The following is a 24776-nucleotide window of genomic DNA, read 5'->3' as shown; positions in this document are numbered from 1 at the left end:
GATACCCCACAAACCCAGATCGCTGCCGGGAGCACACCACACGACGACGTGCCGCTGCCACCCGCCGATCCGCCGCACCAAAGGAACGCGATCCCCCCATGGCACCAGCGCGCACCATTCTCAAGACCCAGGTCGGCATCGTCGGCGGCGGCCCCGCCGGCTTGATGCTTTCGCACCTGCTCGCCAAGACCGGCATCGAGAACATCGTCGTGGAGGCCCGGGACCACGAGACCATCCGCAACACCCACCGTGCCGGGATCCTCGAATCTCAGGCCGTGAAGATGCTGGTGGACTCCGGTGTCGAGGGACGCGTGCTCACCCACGGGGACGAGCACGCCGGGATCGACCTGCGCTTCAACGGCGAATCCCACCCGCTGGACTTCCGCGACCTGGTCGACGCCACCGTCACCCTCTACGCGCAAAACGAGGTCTTCGTCGACCTCGCCGCCGCACGCAAGCGCGATGCCGGCGATGTGCGCTACTCCAGTGAGGTCACCGAACTGCTGGACCTGGAAACCGACACCCCCAAGTTCCGCTTCACCGACGAGACGGGTGCCGAGTTCGAGGTGCACTGCGACGTGCTGGTCGGCGCGGACGGCTCGCGCTCCTTCTGCCGCCGGCAGATGCCCGACACCAACCGCAAGGACTTCAAGGTCGAGTACCCCTTCGCCTGGTTCGGGATCCTCACCGAGGCACCCAAGTCCGCCCCCGAACTCATCTACGCCAACTCCCCGCACGGCTTCGCGCTGATCTCCCAGCGCTCCGAGACCGTCCAGCGCATGTACTTCCAGTGCGACCCGAACGAGAACGTCGATGACTGGTCGCAGGACCGCATCTGGAACGAGCTGCAGCGCCGCGTCGACGGGCCGGACGGGTTCACCCTGAAGACCGGGAACATCTTCGACAAGACCGTGCTGAAGTTCCGCTCGTTCGTGCGCGAACCGCTCTCCCACGGCCGGATGTATCTCATCGGCGATGCCGGACACACCGTCCCGCCCACCGGCGCCAAAGGCCTGAACCTCGCGTTCGCCGACGTCAAGGTGCTCTTCGAAGCCCTCGACTCCTACTACTCCACCCGGAACGAGTCCCTGCTACACGGCTACTCGGACAAGGCGCTCAAACGCGTGTGGAAGGCGCAGAACTTCTCCTACTGGATGACCTCGATGCTGCACACCCCGGTGGACGCCGACCCGTTCATGGCCAAGCGCGCCCTGGGCGAGCTCGACACCGTCACCTCCTCGCGCTATGGACAGCAATATCTGGCCGAGTCCTACACCGGCTGGCCGCACGCCTAGCCCCGCCCCCGTTCACCCCCTTCACCACATCCGCACGCCCCACCGAAAGGAGCACGCAGTGAGCACCCAAACCACCGCGAACGAGACGTTCAACGATTCGCACGTCCTGGACCCCGCCGCCACGACCGTCTCGCAGGAATCCATCAGCAAGGAAATCACCGACATCCACGCGGCCTACCGCCAGTCGGTCGTGGACGGGAAGAAGGCCGAGACGCAGCCGCGCATCGACTTCGCCCCCTACCGCTCCTCGCTGCTGCGCCACCCCACCAAGAACCTGCACCACGCGGACCCCGAGACCATCGAGCTGCACTCCCCCGCCTTCGGCGAGCGCGACGTGCACGCCCTGGAGTCGGATTTGACCATCCAGCACAACGGCGAGCCCATCGGCGAGCGCATCGTGGTCGCGGGCCGCGTGCTCGATGGAGACGGCCGCCCGGTCGCCGGCCAGCTGGTGGAAATCTGGCAGGCCAACGCCGCCGGACGCTACATCCACAAGCGCGACCAGCACCCTGCCCCGATCGACCCGAACTTCACCGGCGTGGGCCGCTCCATCACCGGACCCAACGGCGAATACTCCTTCACCACCATCAAGCCGGCACCCTACCCGTGGAAGAACCACCACAATGCCTGGCGCCCGGCGCACATCCACTTCTCGCTCTTCGGCACCGACTTCACCCAGCGCATGATCACCCAGATGTACTTCCCGGGCGATCCGCTCTTCCCCCTCGACCCGATCTACCAGGCGATCACGGACAAGGATGCCCGCGACCGCCTGGTCGCCACCTACGACCACTCGATTACGTCGCACGAATGGGCCACCGGCTACAACTGGGACATCGTACTCACCGGCAGCAACCGGACCTGGATGGAAGACGAAGAGGGAGATCACTAACATGGCACAGTCACCAAACACCCAGGCCCCCGCGCTCAAGCTCGCCGCCACGCCGGGCCAGACCATCGGCCCGTTCTACGGCTACGCGCTGCCCTTCGAGAAGGACAACGAGCTGGTCAACCAGGCCCACCCTGCTTCGGTGCGCCTGCACGGCGTGGTCACCGACGGTGCCGGCACCGTGATCCCCGACGCCCTGCTGGAAATCTGGCAGGCCGATGAGCACGGCAACATCGTCTCCAAGGACGGCTCGCTGGTGCGCGACGGCTACACCTTCACCGGCTGGGGCCGCACCGCCGTGGACAACGTCGGACACTACACCTTCACCACACTGAACCCCGGGGCAACCGAGGCCGGCAAGGCACCGTTCATCATGCTCACGGTGTTCGCCCGCGGCCTGCTCAACCGCCTGTTCACCCGCATCTACCTGCCGGAGGACACAGCGGCGCTGGCCAGCGATCCGCTGCTCTCCTCGCTGGACGACGCACAGCGCAAGACGCTGATCGCCACCCGCGAGGCCGACGGCTCGCTGCGCTTCGACATTTCGCTCCAGGGCGAGGACGAAACAGTGTTCCTCTCCTACCCGCGCGAGAGCTAGCCAACGCCGCATCCCGCATGTGACCCCCGTGCGCCACGGAACTCGCCGATCCCCTCCCAAACCGGGATGATGGAAAAGGCGGGTTCCCGCGCTGCGGGGGTTTTGTGGGGTTCACGCCCCCCCACCGCCTGCAACACCCCCGAACCACAGACCCACAGGAGAAGCACCGCCCATGTACCCGGCCGATTACGGATTGTTGACCCCGGCATGGGCGGCGACGCCCGTGGCGCAAACCGCCTCGGACGCCGCCTTCGCCCAGGGAATGCTCGATGTCGAGGCAACCTGGGTCAAGGTCCAGGCCGAAGCCGGGCTGTGCAGCTCCGCGGATGCGCAGGCCGTGGAGCAGATCGCCAAGGTCGAACTCTACGACCTGGCCGCACTCGCCTCCGCGGGCCCGGACGGCGCCAACGCGCTGATCCCGCTGCTGGGCATGATGCGCAAGCAACTCGCTGACACGGGGGCACCGGCCACCGCCGCGACCGCCCTGCACCGCGGGGCCACCAGCCAGGACATCATCGATTCCGCCCTGATGCTCGTTGCCTCCCGCTCCATCGCGGGGATCCGCACCGACCTGCTCACCGCAGCCGGCGCCCTGTCCGAGATCAGTGCGGCCCATGCCTCGACGCTGTGCGTGGCGCGCTCGCTCACCCAACATGCACTGCCCACGGTCTTCGGGCTGCGCGCCGCCAATTGGCTTTCATCCCTCACCGCCGCCGGGCGCCAACTGGACGCCGTCGCCGCCTCCCTGCCGCTGCAATGGGGCGGTGCCGTGGGCACCCTGGCCTCGCTGCACCAGCGCCTGGGTTCCGCGCTGCCGTACAAGTCCGAAAAGCGCCTGGCCGAACGCGCCCACGAGCTCACCGCCGCGCTGGCGGCAGAACTCGGCCTGGTCGCACCGATCGCCCCGTGGCACACCGTGCGCCAGCCCGTGCTGGGGCTCGGCTCCGCGCTGGGATCCGTCATCGCCGCCGCGGGCACCTTCGGCGCCGACGTGCTCACCGCCTCGCGCCCGGAAATCGGCGAGCTGTCCGAACCGCGCGAGGCGGGCAAGGGCGGGTCCTCGGCCATGCCGCAAAAGCAGAACCCCGTGCACTCGGTGCTGCTGCGCAACGCGGCACTCTCCGCCCCCGCCCACGTTGCCGCGCTCTACACCGCCGCCGGCACGGCGGTGGACGAACGCCCCGACGGCGGCTGGCACGCCGAGTGGGCTTCGGTGCGCGAGCTAGTCCGCCTGGCCGGGGGCGCCGCGCACCATGCGGCAGTCCTGGCCACCGGGCTGGTCGTGCACCCCGAGGCCATGTCGCGGAACATGGCCCTGTCCGGGGACCTGCTGGTTTCCGAACGCATCGCCACCGTCGCAGCACCCCTGGTTGCGGGCGGCAAGGCCGCGGTGCAGGAACTGGTCCTTGATTCCCTGCGCACCGGCACCCCGTTGCGTACCCTGTTGCAGGGGGCGCTGCCCTCGGACATGGACAACCAGTTGTTCCTCGATGACCTGCTGGACCCGGCCGGCTACCTGGGTTCGGCCACCGATTTCATTACCCGTATCCGCGAAGACTTCACAGATTGGAAGGACTCATGAGCATTCCCGCCCTGACCCCGTCCCTGCTGCATTCGGCAGCCGACCTCCCCACCCTGGTGCTGGGCCCCTCGCTGGGCACCGGCTCGCTGGCCCTGTGGGGACCGGCCGTGCCGTTCCTCAAGGAACACTTCCAGCTGGTGGCCTGGGATCTGCCCGGCCACGGCGAGTCCGCGCCGTCAACCGAGGAATTCTCCATGGCCGAGCTGGCCGCCGGTGTCATCAAGATGATCGAGGCGTTGGAGACCGACAAGGCCATCACCGCGTCGGCCCCGCTGTTCTACGCCGGCGTTTCCGTGGGCGGGGCCATTGCCCTGCAGCTGGCCAACGACTTCCCCGGTGCCTTCGCCGGGCTCTCGGTCATCTGCTCCGCGGCCAAGATTGGCACCCCGGAGGGCTGGACGGAACGCGCCGAGCTCGTGGCCAAGGCCGGCACCCCGGTGGTTCTCTCCGGTTCGGCCGAGCGCTGGTTCGCCCCCGGCTTCATCGAGGCCAACCCGGTGGTGTCCACCGACCTTTTGCACAACCTGCAGGATGCGGACCGGTTCGCCTACGCGCACGTCTGCGGCGCCCTGGCCGGCTTCGACCTGCGCGAGGCGCTTCCCTCCATGCAGGACCCGATCCTGGCCATCGCCGGTGCCCACGATGTCGTCTGCCCTCCGGCCGACGCGCAGTTCATCGCCGAGCACGCACCCAACGCCCAGGCTGCCACCATCGACACCGTCGCGCACCTGGCCCCGGCCGAGGACCCGAAGGCGACCGCCGCACTGTTGGTCGAGTTCTTTGCTTCCGTCACACAGGAGACCAAGGCATGACCGATTCTTCCCGCCTGCCCGGCGACACCTACGACGCCGGGCTCGAGGTCCGCAAGCAGGTCCTGGGCACCGAACACGTCGAGCGCGCCACGGCCAACTCGACCAACTTCACCGACGAGTTCCAGGAAATGATCACCCGCTACGCCTGGGGCACCATCTGGACCCGCGACGGGCTTCCGCGCACCACACGCAGCGCCATCACGCTGACCGCGCTGATCGCCGGCGGCTACTGGGAAGAACTGGAAATGCACGTGCACGCCGCATTGCGCAACGGCATGACCCCGGACGAGATCAAGGAAGTCTTCCTGCAGTCGGCCATCTACTGCTCGGTGCCTGCGGCCAACACCGCTTTCAAGATCGGCAAGGCAGTCCTTGCCGAATATGAGGCGCAGGACGCCAAGTAGGCTTCCTGCCACACACAAAACGCCGGGCCCCTGACGATTCAGCTGAATTGTCAGGGACCCGGCGTTTTTGGATCATGTCCGGGCGTCCGCGGCCCGTCGGTGACAACTGCTAGGGGTTGGAGCTCTGGGCGCCGTGCGGGAGCACCACGTCGTCCGCGGAGCGTCCCGCGAACGGAAACAGGACAAGGAGCAGGCCCAGGCCCACCGCCGCACCAATTAGCTGCGCCACGATGAAGCCGGGGGCCGATGCGGGGGCGATGCCGGCAAACGTGTCGCTGAAGATACGTCCCACGGTCACGGCCGGGTTCGCGAACGATGTCGAGGAGGTGAACCAGTACGCCGCCCCGATGTAGGCACCAACCGCCGGCGCGGCCAACACGCCCCTGTTGGTGGCGGCCAGTGCGAAGATCAGCAGGACGAGCCCGGCGGTGGCAACCACCTCGGCCAGCAAATGCCCCGGGGTGGCCCGGTCCTTGGTGGAAATTGAGGTGCCCACCTCGAACATGGCGTTCGCCAAGACGCTGCCGCCGATGCCACCCACCGTCTGCGCCACCACGTAGGTTCCAAGCTCGGGCACGCTCAGCCCGGTGCCGCTGCGCCTGCCCAGGATCGAGTCGACCAGGGAAACCACGGGATTAAAGTGTGCGCCGCTGACCGGTCCCAACACGAGGATCAACACCGTCAGGCCCAGCACGGTTGCGGTGCTGTTCTGGAGCAGCTGCAGGCCGATGTCGTTCGGGGAGAGCTGCTGGGCGGCAATCCCCGAACCGACGACGATGGCCACAAGCAAGCCGGTTCCAAGCACTTCGGCGATGGCGCGGCGCCACAATGGCGGCTGGTGTGAAGTCATGGAAATCAGCTTGACAGAATAATTTATCTCAGTCAAAGTTGAACCAATGAATATTGAGCTAACGGATTCCCTGAGGGAGCGTGCCGCCAGGCATGCCGCCCTCGCGGATCCTGCGCGACTGCGCATCGTGGACATGCTGACCCTGGGCGACCTTTCCCCCAAGGAGCTGCAGGCCGAGCTCGGAATGCCCTCGAACCTGCTTTCCCACCACCTGCGCGCGTTGGAAGGGGCCGGCCTCATCATGCGCCAACGCTCCGAGGCGGACAAGCGCCGTAGCTATTTCCGGCTGGCCACCGGCGCACTGGACGGGCTGGTCCCGGGCACCGAGCACGGTGCCCACCGCATCCTGTTTGTCTGCACGCGCAATAGCGCCCGTTCGCAACTTGCGACCGCGCTTTGGCGGCAAGTCAGCGAAATCCCCGCGACTTCGGCCGGGACGCATCCGGCGGACCGCATTGCCCAAGGCGCCACCGAGGTTGCCCTTCGCCATGGCCTGGAGCTTACGAGCCTCGCGCCCCGAAGCTTGGAGCAGGTGGCCCGCGATGGGGACTTCGTCGTGACGGTGTGCGACAACGCCCACGAGGAACTGACCGAGCTGGACGGCATCCATTGGTCCGTTCCCGATCCCCTGCGCCTGGACACCGGCGCAGCCTTCGAAGACGCCTACCTCGATATCGCCCGCCGCGTCCAAGGCCTCGCGCCCCGGCTGCACGCCGCCTAGCCGCGAATCCCCGAACCCAATCCAAACAGACACCAGCCCCGCCCACCACAGGAGAATCCAGTGAGCACTGAAACCACCAAGAAGCCATCCGTCCTCTTCGTCTGCGTGCACAACGCGGGCCGCTCCCAGATGGCCGCCGCGTTCCTCACCACGCTTTCCCGCGGCGCCATCGAGGTCCGTTCGGCGGGCTCGCAGCCCGCGGACGCGGTCAACCCGGCCGCCGTCGAGGCCATGGCCGAACTCGGCATCGACATGTCCGCCGAGATCCCCAAGGTCCTCACGACCGAAGCCGTCAAGGAATCCGACGTCGTCATCACCATGGGTTGCGGCGACGAGTGCCCGTATTTCCCCGGCAAGCGCTACGAGGACTGGGTCCTCGAGGACCCCGCCGGCCAGGGCGTAGTCGCAGTCCGCCCGATCCGCGACGAAATCAAGACCCGAATCGAGGGCCTCATCGAGTCCCTCGCTCCAGCCGCCGCCTAATACGCCCCGGATCCAAGAGACCACGCCGTGAGCGGACCAGGCAAAACACCGATAGTGCTGTTCGCCCGTAGCAAGCGCGGAATCAAATCCCGGCTCACCGCGGCACTCAACATCCAATGGTTGGAGGCGCCGGGTTGCCGAGGTGAAAACACCTTGCATTAAAGTGCGTTCCGACTTTCGGGAAGTAATGTTCCGGATCCGCGGTTGTGATGGGGGACAGTCATTATTCCTTGAAGGGACTCCCCCATGACCATTCTCGTCACCGGCGCCACCGGCAAGCTCGGCCGCCTCGTTGTTGAAGCACTCCTGGAGCGAAACGTTCCAGCGGAACAGATTGTGGCCGGGGGCAGGAACCTTTCGAGGCTCGCCGACCTCGCCCAACTCGGGGTCAAGGTCCGCGCCATGGACTACTCCGACCCCGCATCGCTGCGCGAGGCATTCACCGGTGTCGAGAAATTGCTGCTGGTATCCGGCAGTGAGCCGGGTCCGCGCGTGGCCCAGCACCTCGACGTCATCGAGACCGCCAAGGAGGCAGGTGTCCAGCTGCTGGCCTACACCAGCATCCCCAACGCCGACACCACCACCATGGCCCTGGCCGAGGACCACCAGGTAACCGAGCGGGCACTGCGCGACTCCGGGATCCCCTACGTCCTGTTGCGCAACGGCTGGTACCTGGAAAACTACACCGACCAGCTGGAAGGATACCTGCAGCATGGCTCGGTCTTCGGCAGCGCGGGCGAAGGCCGGCTCAACGGCGCCAGCCGGGCCGATCTGGCACAGGCCGCCGCGGCGGTGCTTCTCGCGGACGACCAGGCGGGCATGGTCTACGAGCTGGGCGGCGAAGAATCCTTCACCCTTGACGATCTGGCCCGCGAGGTCAGCACCGCCACGGGCCAGACAGTGACCTACCAGGACTTGCCGGAGGAGGATTTCTCGCGCTTGCTCGTGGGCGCCGGGGTGCCCGAGTCCTTCGCGAGGATCCTGGCAGACAGCGACAGCGGCATCGCCCGCGGCGAGCTGCTCGTCGAGGGCAACGCCCTGAGCTCCCTGATCGGCCGGCCCGCCACGACGCTGGCCCAGGCTGTTCGCTCCGCCGCCGGTGAATTGGCCACCCAACAGGCCTAACCGCCGGGGGGCAATGGTCCGAGGCGAGCGGCCGGCAGGGGTATCCGCCACGGAACGCCCTGCCGCCCGTTCATGGACTTGTCCGTCTTTCGGTTCGTTCAACGGCGCGACCGGGCGGCATCTTCCGGGTTCGCGTCGGTGCACCGCGGCCGTGTCTGCACCGTACCCGCCCCGGGGCTTCTAGACTGGGGCCATGCGCATAGCCGTCCTCGATGACTACCAAGACGTTGCCTCTTCCCTCGCCGACTGGGATTCGCTTCCCGGCGAGGTCGTTTTCTTCACCGCGTTCCTGGGGCACGACGATTCCGCGGTCGCCGCCGCGCTGCGGGACTTCGACGTCATCGTGGCCATGCGCGAACGCACACCCTTCACCGCGGAGCGGCTGCGCCGGCTCCCGTCGTTGCGGCTGCTGGTCACCACGGGCATGCGCAATGCCTCGATCGACCTGGACGCGGCGAGCGACTTGGGCATCACCGTGTGCGGCACCGCCGGCAGCCCCGCGGCGGCTACCGAACACACCTGGGCGCTGATCATGGCGGCGGCCCGCCGCCTGGATGTCGAGTTGTTCTCCGCCGCACGCCCGGCGGCACCCGACCAACCATGGCAGCAGACCCTGGGCACCGAGCTGTCGGGAAAGGCCCTCGGGGTCTACGGCCTGGGCAAGCTGGGAAGCCAGGTCGCCCGCATCGGCCAGGCCTTCGGAATGCGCGTCATCGCCCACAGCCAGAACCTCACCGCCGAACGCGCCGCGGAGGTCGGGGTCGAGCTGGTCGGCGAGGATGAGCTCTTTGCGCGCAGCGACGTGCTCACCATCCACCTCAAGCTCTCCGAGCGTTCCACCGGCGTGGTGGGAGCGCGGCAGCTGGCGCTGATGAAGCACGGCTCGATCCTGGTCAACACCTCGCGCAGCGCCATCATCGACGAGGATGCCCTGGTGGCTGCATTGGAATTCGGCGCCCCGGCGCTGGCCGCCATCGACGTATTCGACATCGAGCCCCTGCCCGCCAACCACCGCCTGGCCCATACCCCCGGGGTGATCGCCACCCCGCATCTGGGCTACGTGACCGAGGACCAGTTCAGGATCTTTTACACCGGCGCGGTCAAGGACATTGCCGCCTGGGCGGCGGGGACGCCGGTCAACCTGCTGGGCTGAGCCCGGGCGGTGCCCGGGGAATCCTCAGTACTCCAGCACCTCGGCGCCCAGCAGGGCCTCCTGGACGGCGGCCGTGCGGTTCCGCAGCGCCTGCGCCACCGCGGCGACCGCGGGCTGGCGCAGCGAGTCCGGGCGCAGCACCATCCAGTACGGCAGCCGTTCGGCAAAGTCCCCGGGCAACAGCCGCACCAGATCCGGGTGGCGGTCGGCCATGTAGCAGGGCAGGAAGCCGATCCCGGCCCCGGCACGCGTGGCCTCGACGTGGACGAAGACGTTGGTGGAGCTGAGCGCATCCGACATCCCGGGAACCAGCCGGCGCGGGGCATCCAGGTCATCGACCTGCAGCATCGAGTCGACGAAGTACACCAGCCCGTGTGCGCCCAGTTCGGTGACACCGGAGGGCGTGCCGAATTCATCCAGGTAGCGGCGCGAGGCGTACATCCCCAGCGTGTAGTCGCCGAGCCGGATCGCCTCCGCCCGGTGCACCTGCGGCTCGCCGACCACCACCTCCAGGTCCAGCCCGGAGCGGTGCTGCAGCGCCCGGCGGGTGACGTTGACGATCTCCACGCTGAGCTTCGGGTGCTTTCGGCGCAGCTGGGCCACCGCCGGGGCAATGATGAACGCACTGAATCCGTCGGTGGCGGAAATGCGCACCACGCCGGCGATCTTGTCCGCGTCTTCATCGCCCGCCACGATGGTGGCCACCGCGGTTTCCACGTCCTCCGCCGCCCGCACTGCCCTTCGGCCCAGGTCCGTCAGCTCCCACCCGCCTACGGTGCGCGCCAGCGTTCGGCCCCCAAGGGCCTTTTCCAGGGCGGCGATCCGGCGCGAGACGGTGGTGTGGTTCAGGCCCAGGCTTTCGGCCGCGGTCGTGAAGCGCCCGGTGCGCGCCACGGCGAGCAGGATCAGCAGGTCATCGGGGTTGGCGGCGGTGCCGCCGGGTGACGGGGATTTCATATCTGCAATTCTGCACCCGATCTCTGCCTAAGTGGTCATTGTTGCAGAGTCGGGTTCGTGTCCATACTGGGTGCAGTCTTCCTGTGCGATGGGTCACAGGACCACCCGCAACGCCGAGGTCGACGCAGACACCGGCAGAACAAAGGAGTGCGCCGATGAGCGTCAACCAGCCAACGGATGTAGGCACGAAAGAGGACTCGGGGCTGAGAAAGATTGTCGCCGCCTCGATGGTGGGCACGGTGGTGGAGTGGTACGAGTTCTTCCTCTACGCCACCGCGGCTTCCCTGGTCTTCGGCAAGTTCTTCTTCCCCAACGCCGACAGCGAGCTGGACGGCATCATCGCGGCATTCCTGACCTACGCGGTGGGGTTCATCGCCCGGCCGCTGGGCGGCATCGTGTTCGGCCAGATCGGCGACAAGCTCGGGCGCAAGCACACGCTGCAGGTCACCATCATCATGGTCGGCGTGGCCACGTTCCTGATGGGCTGCCTACCGGGCTTCAACTCCATTGGCTACTGGGCCCCGGCGCTGCTGGTGATCCTGCGCTTCATTCAGGGCTTCGCCGTGGGCGGCGAATGGGGCGGTGCCGTCCTGCTGGTGGCCGAGCACAGCCCGAACAAGTCGCGTGCGTTCTGGTCCAGCTGGCCGCAGGCCGCCGTTCCGGTGGGCAACCTGCTGGCCACCCTGGTGCTGCTGGGCATGAGCTGGATCCTTCCGTCCGACCAGTTCCTTTCCTGGGGCTGGCGCGTGGCCTTCTGGCTGTCCGCGGTCATCGTCGTCATCGGCTACTACATCCGCACCCACGTGTCCGAGGCGCCGATCTTCCTTGAGGCCCGCGCCCAGGTGGAAGCCGACAAGGCAGTCAGCTACGGCGTGCTTGAAGTTGTGAAGAAGTACCCCAAGGGCATCTTCGGGGCCATGGGCCTGCGCTTTGCCGAGAACATCCTCTACTACATCATCGTCTCCTTCACCATCGTGTACCTGAAGACAGTGCACGCCTATGACACGAGCCAGCTGCTGCTGGCCCTGCTGGTCGCCCACGTCATCCACTTCCTGGTGATCCCGCAGGTCGGACGGCTCTCCGATGCCTTCGGGCGCAAGCCGGTCTACCTGGCCGGAGCGGTGCTCGGAGCCACCTGGGCGTTCTTCGCCTTCCCGATGTTCGACACCCGCAACCCGGTCGTCATCATCCTGGCCGTCACCATCGGACTGTGCTTCCACGCGCTGATGTACGCCGGGCAGCCGGCCATCATGGCCGAGATGTTCCCGACCCGCATGCGCTACTCCGGGGTTTCCCTGGGCTACCAGGTCACCTCGATCGTGGCCGGCTCGATGGCGCCGATCATCGCGACCGCCTTGCTCAAGGACTTCGGCTCCTGGCTGCCGGTGGCCATCTACGTCGCGGCGGCCTGCGCCGTCACCGCCGTCGCGGTGGTGACCCTGAAGGAAACCCGTGGCGCCTCGCTCCACGACATCGACGACGCCGATGCCCGCAAGCACGGGCTGAACACCGCCCGGGTCAACGGCTAAGCGCCCCCGCGCCCCGCACCCACCACGTTCTACCCAAGGGAAAACACATGACGAACCAGGAAACCGAACGGACGACCACGTCCGCCCTGCAGCCGCTCTCGGGAAGGCGGGCGCTGGTCACCGGCGGCGCCAGCGGGATCGGCCTGGCCGCGGCGCGCACGCTGGCCGCCCGCGGCGCCCACGTCGTCGTCGCTGACAAGGACGCGGCGGGAGCCAGGACGGTGGCCGCGGAAGTCGGCGGCACCGCCTGGGCGGTGGATTTGCTCGACCCGGCCGCCGTCACCGACGAAAAACTGGCGCAGGCGCTGGACGGGGTGGACATCCTGGTCAACAACGCCGGGATCCAGCACGTCAGCCCGATCCAGGACTTCGAGCCGGCGGACTTCCGCCGGATCATGACCCTCATGGTGGAGGTCCCGTTCCTGTTGATCCGCGCGGCGCTGCCCAAGATGTACGCGCAGGGATTCGGACGGATCATCAACGTCTCCTCCGTGCACGGGTTGCGCGCCTCCGCGTTCAAGTCCGCCTACGTGACGGCCAAGCACGGGCTCGAGGGCCTGTCCAAGGTCACCGCGCTGGAGGGCGGGGAGTTCGGGGTGACCAGCAATTGCGTCAACCCCGGCTACGTGCGGACCCCGCTGGTGGAGAAGCAGCTGGCGGACCAGGCCCGCGTCCATTCCATCCCCGAGTCCGAGGTGCTGGCCAAGATCATGCTGACCGAGAGCGCCATCAAGCGCCTGGTCGAGCCGGAGGAAGTCGCCTCGCTGGTGGCCTGGCTGGCCGGTGACGAGGCCTCGATGGTCACCGGCGCCAGCTACACCATGGACGGCGGCTGGTCGGCCCGTTAGCTTTCGCCTTCCGCCCCGCAGCAACGAAACCGTCCCCGGGCGGGCGCATCAAGCGCCCGTCCGGGGACGGTTTGCCGCAGCGGTCTAGACGGTCCGTGGGGCACGAGCCAGGTTTGTCTCCAGCTCTGCCGCATTCTGCCGCACCAGGTAGGCGGGGCGGTCGCGCTCCACCCGCCAGCTCTCGGAGAGCGGGCCGATGTCCACCGTGTCAAAGCCGAACTCGTCGTAGAGCTCGGCCACGAGTGCCGAAGCGTCTGCATGGTCGCTGGCAGTGGCCATCGCCCGGCGGTTTTCGGTCCCTTCCGGGCTTCCGGTCGTGGTGATTTCTGCTGCGAGAATATGGTTGAAACCCTTGGCCACCCGCGAGTCCCGCAGGTGCTCCTGGACCATGCCCGAGGTCGTGGCCTCCCCGCGATCCAGGGCCTCGATGTGGCCGTCGCGCTCCCAGTAGTAGTTGATGGTGTCGATCACGACCTTGCCGGCCAGCGATTCCGCCGAAATCCGGTCCAAGTTCCCCAACGGAATGGTGAGCACGGCAAAGTCCGCCGCGGTCCCCGCTTCCGAGGCCGTCGCGGCACGCGCCCGGGGCCCCAGTTCGACCACCAGCTCCGCGAGGGTTTCGGGTCCCCGCGAGTTGCTGATGACCACGTCGTAACCCAGTTGCACGGCCTTGCGTGCGATCTGGGAGCCAATGTTTCCTGCACCGATGATGCCGATGGTTGTCATGTGGATCACAACAACTTCACGGCCATCGGCATTCCATGCGGATCGGCGGGGCCCGGTCAAGCCCGTGTCGGGCGGGGCGGTGCCGGCGTTTCAGCCGTTGGGCAGGCCTATCTGCCCAAAGAGCGAGAGCCGGATCCTGCGCGCCTCGCCCATGTGCCGGCGCATGGCCTCCTGCGCCTCGGCGCCATCGCGGTTCCGGATGAGCCGCACCATCTCGGCATGCTCGTCCAGGGAATCCGCCCACCTGGCGCCGACCGACAGGGTCGAGGAGGGCGCGTGGATCTGGTGGGTCGACAGGCGGTCCAGCAGGTCCTTCAGGATCGGGTTGTGCGCCGCCGTCCAGAGTGCGGAGTGGAACTCGATGTTGGTGCGCAGACGCGTCTGGTCATCCGGATCCGGCAATGCCCTGTCCCGATCAACCAGGCCCTCGAGGCGGATCAAGTCCATCTCGGTCCGCGTGGCGGCTGCTTCCAGGGCGGCCTGCCCCTCCAGCAAGATCCTCAGGTCGTAGACCTGCATGAGCTGCTCGGGGTCGATGTTGCGCACCTGGAGCCCGCGGACCCCGCGTTCGAGCAACCCCTCCTGCTGGAGCCGGCCCAGCGCCTCGCGCACCGGGGTGCGCGAGACGCCAAAGCGGTCGGCCAGGGCCACTTCCTTGAACGCGGTGCCCGGAGCGTGGGAGCCGTGCAGTATTTCGGCACGCAGTTCGGCATGGATCGTCTCCGAATCCACCTTTGCCGCCATCTCAACCCACCTCCGCCCCGCGCAAAAGGGGCTCCGTCGTAATTTCTTGCCTAGGCCAGCGTACCGGCACGGCGCCCGAACACGACGCCGGCAGCAAGCCCTGAACCGCCCGGGTAGTTGGCGGAGAAGAGCCCGCCGAGCATTTCGCCGCAGACGTACAGCCCGTCGATGTGCTCGCCGTCCTCGTTCAGCACCCGGCCGTGGGTGTCGGACTTCAGGCCGCCGAAGGTGAAGGTGATGCCACAGGTGACCGGGTAGGCGTAGAACGGGCCGGTCTCCAGGGGCATGGCCCAGTTGCTCTTCGGCGGGGTCACCTTGGCCGCGCGGCCATCGAGCACGTTCGGGTCGTAGGCGATCGAGGTGTCGATGGAGCCGTTGAAATCGCTGACGGTCTTGGACAGCGCCGCGGCGTCCACGCCCAACTTGTCCGCCAGTTCCTCGATGGTGTCGGCGATGACCTCGGAGATGCCGGGCATCTCGTATTCCTCGGCCCGCAGCATTGGGCGCAGCGAGGCATCGAAGACCTGGTAGGCAACGGAATCCGGCTGCTGCAGGATGACCCTGCCGTACTTGGCGTAGGTGAGGTTGCGGAAGTCGGCGCCCTCGTCCAGGAAGCGCTCGCCGCGGTTGTTCACGATGATGCCCAGCGGGTAGCTCTGGCGGGTCAGCCGGTTGGTCAGCTCGCGGTTGGATTCGTTGATGGCGGGGTCTGCATCCCACTGCACGGAGTGGCAGGTTCCCCAGTCCCCGCCCTTGGCCGCGCCGGCGGCCAGGCCGGCAGTGATCATCTCGCCGTGGTTGAAGGCGGTGCCGCGGATCCTGGCGTTCTCCCAGCCTTCGCCCAGGTGCTTGCGTCGCAGTTCAGGGTTCGATTCGAAGCCGCCGGCACCCAGGACCACCGATTCGGCGCGCAGCTCCTGCACGCTGCCGTCCTCGGCGCGGACCTTGACGCCCTTGACGGCGCCGTCCTCGATGATCAGGTAGAAGACGTCCTGTCCGTAGCGGACCTCGGTGCCGAGCTTGGCCGCGACGGCGACGTGGTCGTGCATCAGGCCCTCTCCGCCGCCGACGTTTCCGACATGCAGACCGCCCCAGAAGAGGTAGCTGCCGTCCTCGCGCTCGTAGGCCTGGCGCTCGTACATCAGGCGGTACTTCAACCCCAGGCCCTGGAGCCAGCGCAGGCCCGGTGCGGACTCGGTGACCAGCACCTCGGTCAATTCCGGGTCGTTGCGTCCCTCGGTGACCTTCTTGAGGTCGGCAGCGTAGTCGGCGGCGGAGTACGGCGGGACAACGCTCACGGCGTGGCGCTCGTCGGCCTCGATGAAGTCGCTCAGGTCCTCGAGCCCGTCGTGGGCGATGCGGGTGGCGCCCGCGGTGTAGTAGCTGTTGCCGCCGAACTGGTTCTGTGGCGCCTTCTCCAGCAGCAGGACCTTGCGCCCGCGCTCCCTCGCGGCGTGCGCCGCGGTGAAGGCCGCGTTGCCGCCGCCCACGACGATGACGTCTGCCGCGAGTTCGTTGCCTGCTTCGTTTTCCATGCTGCCCATGATCGAGCCTCCCTGTCTTCGGCCCCCGTCCGGAACCTTCTGGATACGAGTGTATACACAAATATACAAAGAGCGCCAGAGGGTGTCGTTCCCTGGTCGGTGAAGCGGGGCTTGGCGCGGCTACCGGCCGGTCCAGCGGTAGCGGTGTTCCGGGCGGCCGGGCGCGCCGTACTTGGGCCGCAATTCCGCCAGCCCGCGCCCGGCCATCATCTCCAGGTACCGCCGCGCACTCACCCGGGAAATTCCGCAGGTCTCGGAGATCTCGGCGGCGGACATGTCGCCGGTCCCGCCCGCGCCAGCCGCAGCGCGCAGCGCCTGGCCCACCAGCTCGACGGTTGGCCGGGAAAATCCCTTGGGCAGCGGCGCGTCGAGTGCCGCAGCAGCCGGCACGGCCTGTCCGTCGCCGCGGACCGCGAAGCCCTGAAAGCCTCGAGCCGGCGGTTGAAATCGGTCACGGTGAAGGGCTTGACCAGGTAGTCGTCGATGCCGCGGCCAACGGCGAAGCGCACGGTGTCGCGCTCGCTGGCAGCGGTGATCATGATGACGCCGGTGTCGTGCCCGCTGCCGCGCAGATCCTCCAGCACCTGGAGGCCGTCCATGTCCGGCAGGTTCACATCCAGCAATACCAGGTCGACGTGCTCCGCCTCGAGAAACGCCAGGACAGGCCCGCCGCGCTCCAGCACGCCGGCCACCTCGAACCCTTCGAGCGCTGCCACGTAGCGGGAATGAAGGCGTGCGATATCCGGATCGTCGTCGACAACCAAGGTCCTAATCATGCCGGTTCCTCCGTTTGGCTTCCCGGCGCCGTCCCCGGCGCCACCCCATTCCACTCGACCGCGAACAAGGCCCCTCCCAGTTCCCCGGTATCCACCGACACCGAACCGGCACGGCGCCGGATCACCCGGTCCACGAGGGCCAGGCCGATGCCGCGCCCGGTGTCGGCCTTGCTGCTCACCCCGCGGCGAAAGATCTGATCCACCTCGCCCGGGTCAATGCCCGGTCCGCTGTCCTCCACCCATATGCCCAGGCGCCCGGGCCCGGCCTTCACCAGCAGCCGCACCGTTCCCCCGTCACCGGCGGCCTCGATCGCGTTGCCCAGCAAGTTCCCGACCACCGTCAGGACGTCCTCGTCCGCACGCCAGCCCGGTTCGATGCGGGATTCCGGATCCACCAGCAGCCTCACCCCGGCTTCGCGCGCACCTGCCGCATTGGCGCCGACGAGCCCGGAGAGCGCCGGATCTTTCAGGATCCCGGCGTCTGCCCCGAGGGCGGCGCCGCTGATCCGCTGCAGGTACTCGGCGGCCTCCCCCGGCTCGCCAAAGGACAGGTAGCCCGAGAGCACATGCAGCCGGTTCGCGAACTCGTGGGCCTGCGAGCTCAAGGCGTCGGCGAGGCTTCTTTGCCCCTGCAATTCGCGCAGCGTTTCCTCCAGCTCCGTGCGGTCCTGCAGCGTCAGCGTCCGGCCCAGCGACTTGCCGTTGGCCAGTGCCTCGCGCCGGGTTGCCACCAGGATGCGCTCCCCCGACAGGACGTATTGCGTTTCCTCGGCCCACGGGTCTTCACTGCCGAGCTGGGCGCTGACCGTGGGATCGAGTACCTCGGAGGCCAGCTTCCCCACGACCTCCCCCGTCAACCCGAGCAGGCGCCGCGCCTCGTCGTTGACCAAGGTCAGCCGCCCCGCGGAATCCACGCCGACGACGCCGTCATGCACGCTGAACAGCAACGCCTGCTGGGACTGCAGCAGGCCCGCCACGGCTTCGGGCTCAACTCCGTAGATCCGCCTGCGGACCACCCGCGCGACCACCGCCGAGGCAACGGTTCCCGCGGCCGCCGCGCCCAGAATCCAGGGAGCCACCTCCGCCACGATTTCCAGCAATTCCCCGCGAATCTCGCTCTGCAAGATGCCCACCGACACGGTTCCGACAATTTTCCCGTTGAAACGCACCGGCTCCTTCGCCCGAAGCGTCACGCCCTGCGGCCCCATCTCCGTGCCCCTGAAGGACTGCCCCTCCCGGACCGCGTCATGGTCGGAGGATACCGGCTCCCCGATGAGTTCCGGTTCCGGGTGCGCCACCCGGATGCCCGCCAGATCCGCCACCGTCACATACTGGACACCGGAAACCGAAGTCGCGAGCTCGGCAATTGGCGCGATCACCTCGGTGGCCCTGGGTCCATCCAGGCTTTCCCGCACTGACCCGTTGGCGGCCATCTGGAGAGCCACGGTGTGAACACGCTCAAAGGCGACTTCTTGGGTCCGGTGGTCCTCGAAGACCAGGATCACCACGGACACTGCGCTCATCAACCCCAGCACGATTCCCAGCTGCATGGCCAAGAGCTGTGCCCGGCGGCGGTGTCTAGACAGGGATCGCACTGTGCTTCGGGCCTCTTTCACTTTTCGTTGACTTTGTTTTCTTTACTGTTCTTATGAACTAAAGCACATTTTCGCTGTGCTTCAGATCACTTCTCTGGCACCTTTGTGGTCGAGGGACCCGCCAATGACACCCGGTCCACCACCCATGAGATTACGGATGAAAATGAGCAAGAGCATAATCAAGAAGACGCTGTACGGCACCGTCGTCGCTGTCGTGGCGGGCCTGGCACTGGTCAATGCGGCCGCAAGCGGAGGCGAGGCGACCGCGCGTTCGAAACTCGTCCTCATGGCCCCGGCGGCTCCCGGCGGTGGCTGGGACGGGTTCGCCCGCGAGTCACAGCAGGCCCTGAAGTCAGGTGGCGTGGTGAACAACGCGCAGGTCGTCAATGTGCCAGGTGCCGGCGGAACCATCGGCTTGAGCCAGTTCGTCCAGATGCACGGTCGCCACGACATGTTGATGGTCACCGGCGGCGTCATGGTCGGCGCCATCGAGCTCTCCGACTCCGAGTCCACCTTCGACGACATCGTGCCCATTGCCCGGCTTGCAGATGACTTCGCCGTGTTGGTGGTGCCGGCCAAGTCGGAGTTCAAGACGCTGGATGACTTCGTCAAGCGCTGGAAGGAGAATCCCGGCGGGACCTCGATCTCCGGCGGTTCGCTGGGTTCCATCGACCACCTGCTGACCGGCTTGGTGGCACAGAAGGTCGGCATCGATCCGATCGAGACCAACTACATCGCCTACTCCGGCGGCGGCGAGGCGCTGACCTCGATGCTTTCCGGAACGACCGTCGGCGGAATGTCGGGTTACAACGAGGTAGCCGATCAAATCGAATCCGGCAGCCTGCGCGCCTTGGCAATTTCCTCGGAAGAGCGTCTCCCCGGAGTCGATATCCCCACCTTCAAGGAACAGGGCGTCGACGCCTCGATGGCCAACTGGCGCGGCGTCGCCGCTGCCCCCGGCATCACCGAGGAGCAAAAGCAGGAATTCGTGGACATCGTTTCCGAATACCGCCAGACCGAGCACTGGCAGGGAGCTCTGGAACGCAACAGCTGGACGGACAGCTTCATGACGGGCGATGAATTCGAGGAGTTCATCGACTCGGAGGTCGCAGTGACCAAGGACATCGTGGAAGGACTGGGACTGTGAAATCGATCGACGAATCCTCCGCAACCGTGCGGACGGCAGATGACTACCCGATACGCATCACCGGCTTCTGGTCGGGACGCAGCGAGCTGATCGTCCCGGCATTGGTATTCATCCTCGCCGGCTTCCTCTCCTACGGGACCGCGACCATGCAGGTGATGGGCACCAGCGTTCCGGGCCCGCAGTTCTTCCCCACCATCGTCTGTGTGCTGCTGTTCTCGGTGGCCGCCATCCACACGGTGCAGATCCTGCGCACTCGGCGTTTCCCGCACGAGGACAGCGAAGGGCAGAACCCCGACTTTTCCACGGACATGCTCGGCGATCTGGCCGACACCGAGCGCACATCCATCTACGGCCCAAGCACGCTGCCTTCGGCCACAGGCAAACGCAAGGCCTACTCGGATTGGAAGACGCTCGGAATGGTCATCGGAGCAGTGGCTGCGTTCATTCTGGCGCTGCCCGTCCTGGGCTGGATACTGAGTGCTGCTGGCCTGTTCTGGGTCGTGTGCCGCGCTTTGGGAAGCCGACGTCCATTGTTCGACCTCAGCGTCTCCATCCTTTTTTCCGCGGTCATCCAGCTGGCCTTCAATGCCGGACTCGGCCTCAACCTGCCCTCCGGCTTCCTGGAAGGACTGATCTAACATGGAATCCTTATCCCTGTTGATGGAGGGCTTCTCGCAGGCCCTGACTCCCATGAATCTTTTGTGGGTGCTGATCGGCGCGGTCCTCGGAACCGCCGTGGGCGTGCTGCCCGGACTCGGTTCGGCTATGGCCGTCGCGTTGTTGCTTCCCATTACCTTTTCGCTTGATCCGACCGCGGCATTCATCATGTTCGCCGGGGTCTACTTTGGTGGTCTCTTCGGGGATTCAACCTCCGGGATCCTGCTTAACACGCCAGGCAATTCATCTGCCATCGCCTCCACCTTCGAGGGCCACCGCATGGCACTTGATGGCAGGGCCGCGAAGGCACTGGCCACTGCGGCCATGGGAGCTTTCATCGGTGGCCTCATTGCGACGACGGTAGTCGTATTCTTCGCCCCGGTGCTGGTGAAGATGGCAACGGCATTCGGCCCCGCCGAATACTTCGCCCTGGCGGTCTTCGCCTTCCTTGCGATTTCCTCCGTGGTCTCCGATTCAGTGGTCAAGGGCCTGATGTCCTTGGGACTGGGTCTCGTCCTTGCCCTGGTCGGCGTGGACGGCCCGTCCGGAACTGCCCGCTACACCCTGGGCTTGCCGCAGCTCTTCGACGGCATGTCCATCGTCGTGATCACCGTTGGGCTGCTGGCACTGGGTGAAGTCCTGCATATCGCCTCGCGTATCCACCGCGACGAGACAGCCGTCCGGGTTGAATCCAAGGGCCGGCCGCGACTGGAACTGAAAGACATCCGCAGGGCCATGCCTGCCTGGTTGCGCGGCACGGCATTCGGTGTTCCCTTCGGCGTCATTCCCGCCGGCGGTTCCGAGGTACCCACCTTCCTGGCCTACGGCACGGAGAAGCGGCTCGCTGCCCGCAATGGAGACACCGATTTTGGCACCACCGGCTCGATCCGTGGCGTTGCGGCCCCGGAAGCCGCGGCGAATGCCACGGCCGGCACCGCCATGGGCGCCCTGCTCGCCCTCGGCCTTCCCACCTCGGCAACAGCTGCCATCATGTTGGCCGCCTTCCAGCAGTATGGAATGCAGCCGGGCCCGTTGCTGTTCGAACGCAGCGGTCCGATGGTCTGGACGCTGCTCGCGTCGCTGTTCATTGGCTTGGTCGTCCTGCTGATCCTGAACATGCAGTTCGCCGTGCTCTGGGCCAAGCTTCTGCTCATCCCCCGGCACTACCTCTATGCGGGCATCACGGTGCTCTCGGTACTTGGCGTCTACGCGATCAGTTCCTCGATCGTCGACCTGTGGATCTTGCTGGTCATCGGCCTGTTGGGCTTCCTGATGCGCCGCTACAAGTTCCCGCTCGCCCCGGTACTGATCGCGGTGATCCTCGGGCCGCTGGCCGAAACGGAACTGCGCCGCGCGCTGACTGTCTCGGAAGGCGACCTGTCGATCCTCATCGACAGCCCGGTCACCATGGTGCTGTACGGACTGCTGGCCATCACCCTCGTGATCACCGGCATTCAGCACCTCCGCCACAGCAAGGCGGCACGGAACCAGGCTATGAAATTCGACTCCGACAAGATCGGCGTCTAGGCATTCGGGCTTGCTTGACCCGAACCACCAGCTAAGGGGGTGAAGGTCGACACGGATTGTGACCGTGTCGACCTTCACCCCCTTTTTTTGAGTTGGGCTGGAACCGACCCCTCGCTGCGGGACGGATCGTCAGTTGGTCCGGTTTAGAACGGGTAGGGCGCGATCTCCGGGCGCATGGTCAGCCACTGGGTCTCGGTGAAGGCCTCCATGTTGGCCGCCGGTCCGCCAATGCGCCCGCCGTTGCCCGAATCCTTGACCCCGCCGAACGGAGAGTTGGGCTCGTCGGAGACGGTCTGCTCATTGATGTGGACCTTTCCGGAATCGACCCGGTCGGCAATCTTCATGGCCATCCCCACGTCCCCGAGGATGGACACCGAGAGCCCGTAACTCGACGCGTTGGCCATCTGCACCGCTTCGTCGATGGTGGAGAAACTGCGCACCGGAGCTACAGGTCCAAAGATCTCCTCCTTCCACGCATCGTGGTCCGGGTCCAAGTCCGCCAGGACGGTGGGCGGGTAGAACCATCCCTCGCCGCGCTTCCCGCCGGCCGCCAGCCGGGCACCGCCGGCAACGGCGGACTGCACCATGGAATCGATCCGCTCCAGCTGCCGGCCATCGATGATCGGCCCGATCGCGACCGTGCCGGACTTCGGGTCGCCGACCGGCAAGTTCCGTGCCTTTTCGGCCAGTGCCGCCACATAGTCCTCGTAAATGTCCCGGTGCACAATGTGCCGGCCGGTGGCCATGCAGATCTGGCCCTGGTGCATGAAGGAGCCGAACGCAGCCGCGGATGCCGCCTTGGCCAGGTCGGCACCGGGGAGCACGATCATGGCGCTGTTGCCGCCCAGCTCGAGGTGCGCACGCTTGAGCAGCCGCGCGGCGCTTTCCCCGATCTTGCGACCGGCGGCCGTCGACCCGGTGAACGCAATGACGCGCACCTCCGGTGCTTCGACCACGGCGGCCCCGACATCCGCGCCGCCGGGAAGCAGATGCAATAGCCCCTCGGGCAATCCGGCTTCCTCGAAGATCCGCATGATGGTCACACCCGCGCAGACCGAGGTGCGCGGGTCGGGCTTGAGCAGCACCGCGTTGCCCAGGGCCAACGCCGGCGCAACGGCACGAATGCCCAGGATCAGCGGGAAGTTGAACGGGGCAATGACGCTGACGACCCCGACCGGGCGGCGACGGGCGAAGGACCAGCGTTCTTCGTTGGTGGTGAGCACCTCGCCGGCCGGAAGCGACGGCAGCGCGGAGGCCTCGTAGCACTCGTTGGCCGCGGTGTGCGTCTCGAGCGCAGCCTTGGCGGGAATGCCCCCGGATTCGCGCACCAGCCACTCATTGACCTCGTCCGCGTGCTCCTCCCAGAGCAGGCCGGCCCTACGCAGCACCGCTGCCCGTTCCTCCGGCTTCTTCGCGGCCCAGGCAACCTGTGCCTTGGCGGCCGCCGTGGCAGCACGCAAGACGTCGTCGGCGGAGGCCAATCCGAGGGTGCCAAGTACGTTTCCGGTGGCGGGCTCCACGACGTCTTGGGTGCCGGCGCCGCCGACCACCCAGCCGTTGACGTTGATCTTCGAGTTCCAGAGTGATTCTTCAAGCAATGACACTTTGTGGTTCCTTATCTGGTGGACTGGTGTGCGGTGCATGGGCTTCGCAGGCGGGTTGCTTGGGTCGGGGAACTTGCGGTTCGTTGGTTGCCAGGTAATGGGAACATCCCGCCGGCCGTGACGGTTCGCTGGTTGCCCCTCCAACCTGGCCCTTCTCGTGCGGCCTGCCCCCTATGCCCACGCTAGGCCGGAAACTGGCAACAGTCCAACGAATTTGCCACCCCGTGTACATCGGGCTCATCGATAAGCTCACGGGTCCAGAGATTCTGGGCATTGGCCCCCGCTCGTCGAGGAGTACCTGCCGCGCCTCCATGTGTTCGCCACTGTCTGCCTACCCGGGCGCAAGTTGGTGGCGGAGCTTTCCAGCGCTTAATCACTGGTCGATGAACACAACTCCCCGCTGACGCCGGATGCATTCCACCCGCATCGGCGCACGCCAAGTCGATCCAGACGCCCCGAGGCCAAGCGCTGCCCCAACAGCTCCGGCCGCGATCTTCAGGTGATTCTCAATGTCGCGGCCGGAGGCAGTTAATAAGGTATGAAAATCAGTGTCCACGGTCGCCGGGTGGTAGCCGGGGTCGGGATGGAACGGCAGAATGGGCATATGCCCGAGACCGCATCGATCCACCGGTGGCAGACCCATCCGGTCACGCCCGAGAACTTCGAGGATTTCGCCGACGTCATCAACCCGACCCGGCGGGACACGCACTGCTGGTGCCTCTCGCACCGCTTGGGCGTCAAGGACATCGAGGAGCTCGGCGGCGGCAATCGCGAGACCGCCATGCGCAGGCTCTGCGAGCGGGAGAATCCGCCAGGCGTGATCACATACCGCGACGGCGAGCCCGTCGGGTGGTGCAGCATTGGCCCTCGCGCCGAGATCCCGCGGCTGGCGGCGTCAAAGCTCATCCGGCCCGTGGACGGTGTCCCGGTGTGGAGCATCATCTGCGTGGTGGTGCGCAGCGGGCACCGGCGGCAGGGCGTCATGGCCCGCCTGCTTGAGGGGGCCGTGGAGTACGCGGCTTCCCGCGGCGCGCCGGCCATCGAGGCACACCCCGTGGATCCCCCGGGCAGGATGGACACGACCATGGCGTTCGTCGGAACCCGGTCCATGTTCGAGCAGGCCGGGTTCCGCGTCATCGGCACCACCGACGCGGTGGCCAGCAGGATGCCGCGGCTGATCATGCGCCGCGACCTCCGATCGAATCCCTGA

General features: G+C 66.8%; 24 protein-coding genes. 16 read left to right on the top strand and 8 right to left on the bottom strand.

Features of this window, described 5'->3' with window-relative positions; all coding sequences use genetic code 11:
• Nucleotides 1-98: 98 nt before the first annotated feature.
• The 6 genes from Q2T94_RS09435 to pcaC all read left to right on the top strand — a co-directional run bounded on the left by Q2T94_RS09435 (nt 99) and on the right by pcaC (nt 5580).
• Complete coding sequence (locus tag Q2T94_RS09435; protein WP_302263848.1) at nt 99-1295, top strand: 4-hydroxybenzoate 3-monooxygenase; 1197 nt, start codon at nt 99-101, stop codon at nt 1293-1295.
• 58 nt (nt 1296-1353) lie between these two features.
• Nucleotides 1354-2187: a protocatechuate 3,4-dioxygenase subunit beta gene (gene pcaH / locus Q2T94_RS09430; protein WP_302263846.1), complete on the top strand. Its 834-nt coding sequence runs from the start codon at nt 1354-1356 to the stop codon at nt 2185-2187.
• Nucleotide 2188: 1 nt separating this feature from the next.
• The gene (pcaG, locus tag Q2T94_RS09425) at nt 2189-2782 is read left to right on the top strand and encodes a protocatechuate 3,4-dioxygenase subunit alpha (RefSeq protein ID WP_302263844.1); all 594 of its coding nucleotides are present in this window, start codon (nt 2189-2191) and stop codon (nt 2780-2782) included.
• Nucleotides 2783-2954: 172 nt separating this feature from the next.
• Nucleotides 2955-4364 carry a lyase family protein gene (locus Q2T94_RS09420; RefSeq protein WP_302263842.1) on the top strand — a complete coding sequence of 470 codons (1410 nt, stop codon included), beginning with the start codon at nt 2955-2957 and terminating at the stop codon, nt 4362-4364.
• A complete protein-coding gene (locus Q2T94_RS09415; RefSeq protein ID WP_302263841.1) occupies nt 4361-5176 on the top strand; it encodes an alpha/beta fold hydrolase in 816 nt (271 codons plus the stop codon). Before Q2T94_RS09420 ends, Q2T94_RS09415 begins: the two co-directional genes overlap by 4 nt.
• Nucleotides 5173-5580: a 4-carboxymuconolactone decarboxylase gene (pcaC, locus tag Q2T94_RS09410; RefSeq protein ID WP_264268641.1), complete on the top strand. Its 408-nt coding sequence runs from the start codon at nt 5173-5175 to the stop codon at nt 5578-5580. The genes Q2T94_RS09415 and pcaC overlap by 4 nt, the downstream gene beginning before the upstream one ends.
• Nucleotides 5581-5689: 109 nt before the next feature.
• On the opposite strand, the gene Q2T94_RS09405 is transcribed toward pcaC, so the two are convergent.
• Nucleotides 5690-6430: an aquaporin gene (locus tag Q2T94_RS09405; protein ID WP_302263839.1), complete on the bottom strand. Its 741-nt coding sequence runs from the start codon at nt 6428-6430 to the stop codon at nt 5690-5692.
• Nucleotides 6431-6476: 46 nt separating this feature from the next.
• Here Q2T94_RS09405 and Q2T94_RS09400 point away from each other — a divergent pair, with 46 nt between their 5' ends.
• The 4 genes from Q2T94_RS09400 to Q2T94_RS09385 all read left to right on the top strand — a co-directional run bounded on the left by Q2T94_RS09400 (nt 6477) and on the right by Q2T94_RS09385 (nt 9912).
• The gene (locus Q2T94_RS09400) at nt 6477-7151 is read left to right on the top strand and encodes a metalloregulator ArsR/SmtB family transcription factor (RefSeq protein WP_302263838.1); all 675 of its coding nucleotides are present in this window, start codon (nt 6477-6479) and stop codon (nt 7149-7151) included.
• Between the two features lie 60 nt (nt 7152-7211).
• Complete coding sequence (locus Q2T94_RS09395; protein WP_264268638.1) at nt 7212-7634, top strand: arsenate reductase ArsC; 423 nt, start codon at nt 7212-7214, stop codon at nt 7632-7634.
• Between the two features lie 246 nt (nt 7635-7880).
• Complete coding sequence (locus tag Q2T94_RS09390; protein WP_302263836.1) at nt 7881-8759, top strand: SDR family oxidoreductase; 879 nt, start codon at nt 7881-7883, stop codon at nt 8757-8759.
• Between the two features lie 193 nt (nt 8760-8952).
• Nucleotides 8953-9912 (top strand): D-2-hydroxyacid dehydrogenase family protein, encoded by a 960-nt coding sequence (locus Q2T94_RS09385; protein WP_302263835.1) that lies wholly within the window; start codon nt 8953-8955, stop codon nt 9910-9912.
• A gap of 24 nt (nt 9913-9936) precedes the next feature.
• Here the strand turns inward: Q2T94_RS09385 and Q2T94_RS09380 are convergent, their stop codons facing one another.
• Entirely contained in the window at nt 9937-10869 is a 933-nt protein-coding gene (locus Q2T94_RS09380) for a LysR family transcriptional regulator (RefSeq protein ID WP_302263833.1), read from the bottom strand.
• Nucleotides 10870-11024: 155 nt separating this feature from the next.
• On the opposite strand from Q2T94_RS09380, the gene Q2T94_RS09375 reads away from it, so the two are divergent.
• Together Q2T94_RS09375 and Q2T94_RS09370 are read left to right on the top strand one after the other, a co-directional pair.
• Entirely contained in the window at nt 11025-12398 is a 1374-nt protein-coding gene (locus tag Q2T94_RS09375) for an MFS transporter (protein WP_302263832.1), read from the top strand.
• A 47-nt stretch (nt 12399-12445) separates the two neighbouring features.
• Nucleotides 12446-13246, top strand: a complete 801-nt coding sequence (locus tag Q2T94_RS09370; RefSeq protein WP_302263830.1) for a 3-hydroxybutyrate dehydrogenase — start codon at nt 12446-12448, stop codon at nt 13244-13246.
• 84 nt (nt 13247-13330) lie between these two features.
• Here the strand turns inward: Q2T94_RS09370 and Q2T94_RS09365 are convergent, their stop codons facing one another.
• From Q2T94_RS09365 to Q2T94_RS09345, 5 genes are all read right to left on the bottom strand, one after another.
• Complete coding sequence (locus Q2T94_RS09365) at nt 13331-14032, bottom strand: NADPH-dependent F420 reductase (RefSeq protein WP_302263829.1); 702 nt, start codon at nt 14030-14032, stop codon at nt 13331-13333.
• Nucleotides 14033-14062: 30 nt separating this feature from the next.
• A complete protein-coding gene (locus tag Q2T94_RS09360) occupies nt 14063-14716 on the bottom strand; it encodes a GntR family transcriptional regulator (protein ID WP_302263827.1) in 654 nt (217 codons plus the stop codon).
• A 50-nt stretch (nt 14717-14766) separates the two neighbouring features.
• Nucleotides 14767-16260, bottom strand: coding sequence for an FAD-dependent tricarballylate dehydrogenase TcuA (tcuA, locus tag Q2T94_RS09355; RefSeq protein WP_302263825.1), 1494 nt, complete (start codon nt 16258-16260; stop codon nt 14767-14769).
• A gap of 230 nt (nt 16261-16490) precedes the next feature.
• Nucleotides 16491-17036: a response regulator gene (locus tag Q2T94_RS09350; RefSeq protein WP_302263824.1), complete on the bottom strand. Its 546-nt coding sequence runs from the start codon at nt 17034-17036 to the stop codon at nt 16491-16493.
• Complete coding sequence (locus tag Q2T94_RS09345) at nt 17033-18631, bottom strand: sensor histidine kinase (protein WP_302263823.1); 1599 nt, start codon at nt 18629-18631, stop codon at nt 17033-17035. The genes Q2T94_RS09350 and Q2T94_RS09345 overlap by 4 nt, the downstream gene beginning before the upstream one ends.
• Nucleotides 18632-18794: 163 nt before the next feature.
• On the opposite strand from Q2T94_RS09345, the gene Q2T94_RS09340 reads away from it, so the two are divergent.
• Genes Q2T94_RS09340 through Q2T94_RS09330 form a run of 3 tightly spaced genes read left to right on the top strand, consistent with a single transcriptional unit; the run spans nt 18795 to nt 21962 of the window.
• Nucleotides 18795-19778 carry a Bug family tripartite tricarboxylate transporter substrate binding protein gene (locus Q2T94_RS09340; RefSeq protein WP_264268627.1) on the top strand — a complete coding sequence of 328 codons (984 nt, stop codon included), beginning with the start codon at nt 18795-18797 and terminating at the stop codon, nt 19776-19778.
• Nucleotides 19775-20416, top strand: coding sequence for a tripartite tricarboxylate transporter TctB family protein (locus tag Q2T94_RS09335; RefSeq protein WP_302263820.1), 642 nt, complete (start codon nt 19775-19777; stop codon nt 20414-20416). Before Q2T94_RS09340 ends, Q2T94_RS09335 begins: the two co-directional genes overlap by 4 nt.
• 1 nt (nt 20417) lies before the next feature.
• On the top strand, nt 20418-21962 hold the full coding sequence (locus Q2T94_RS09330; RefSeq protein WP_302263819.1) for a tripartite tricarboxylate transporter permease: 1545 nt from the start codon (nt 20418-20420) through the stop codon (nt 21960-21962).
• A 143-nt stretch (nt 21963-22105) separates the two neighbouring features.
• Here Q2T94_RS09330 and Q2T94_RS09325 read toward each other — a convergent pair whose 3' ends face one another.
• The gene (locus Q2T94_RS09325; RefSeq protein WP_302263818.1) at nt 22106-23566 is read right to left on the bottom strand and encodes an aldehyde dehydrogenase family protein; all 1461 of its coding nucleotides are present in this window, start codon (nt 23564-23566) and stop codon (nt 22106-22108) included.
• A gap of 604 nt (nt 23567-24170) precedes the next feature.
• Between Q2T94_RS09325 and Q2T94_RS09320 the strand changes: the two genes are divergently transcribed.
• On the top strand, nt 24171-24776 hold the full coding sequence (locus Q2T94_RS09320; protein WP_302263817.1) for a GNAT family N-acetyltransferase: 606 nt from the start codon (nt 24171-24173) through the stop codon (nt 24774-24776).

Origin of the sequence: Paeniglutamicibacter sulfureus (assembly GCF_030512175.1) — a bacterium.
In the GTDB taxonomy this organism is placed as follows: domain Bacteria; phylum Actinomycetota; class Actinomycetes; order Actinomycetales; family Micrococcaceae; genus Paeniglutamicibacter; species Paeniglutamicibacter sulfureus.
Note: the sequence above shows the minus strand (reverse complement) of the source record. Positions and strands in the feature narration are given on the sequence as shown.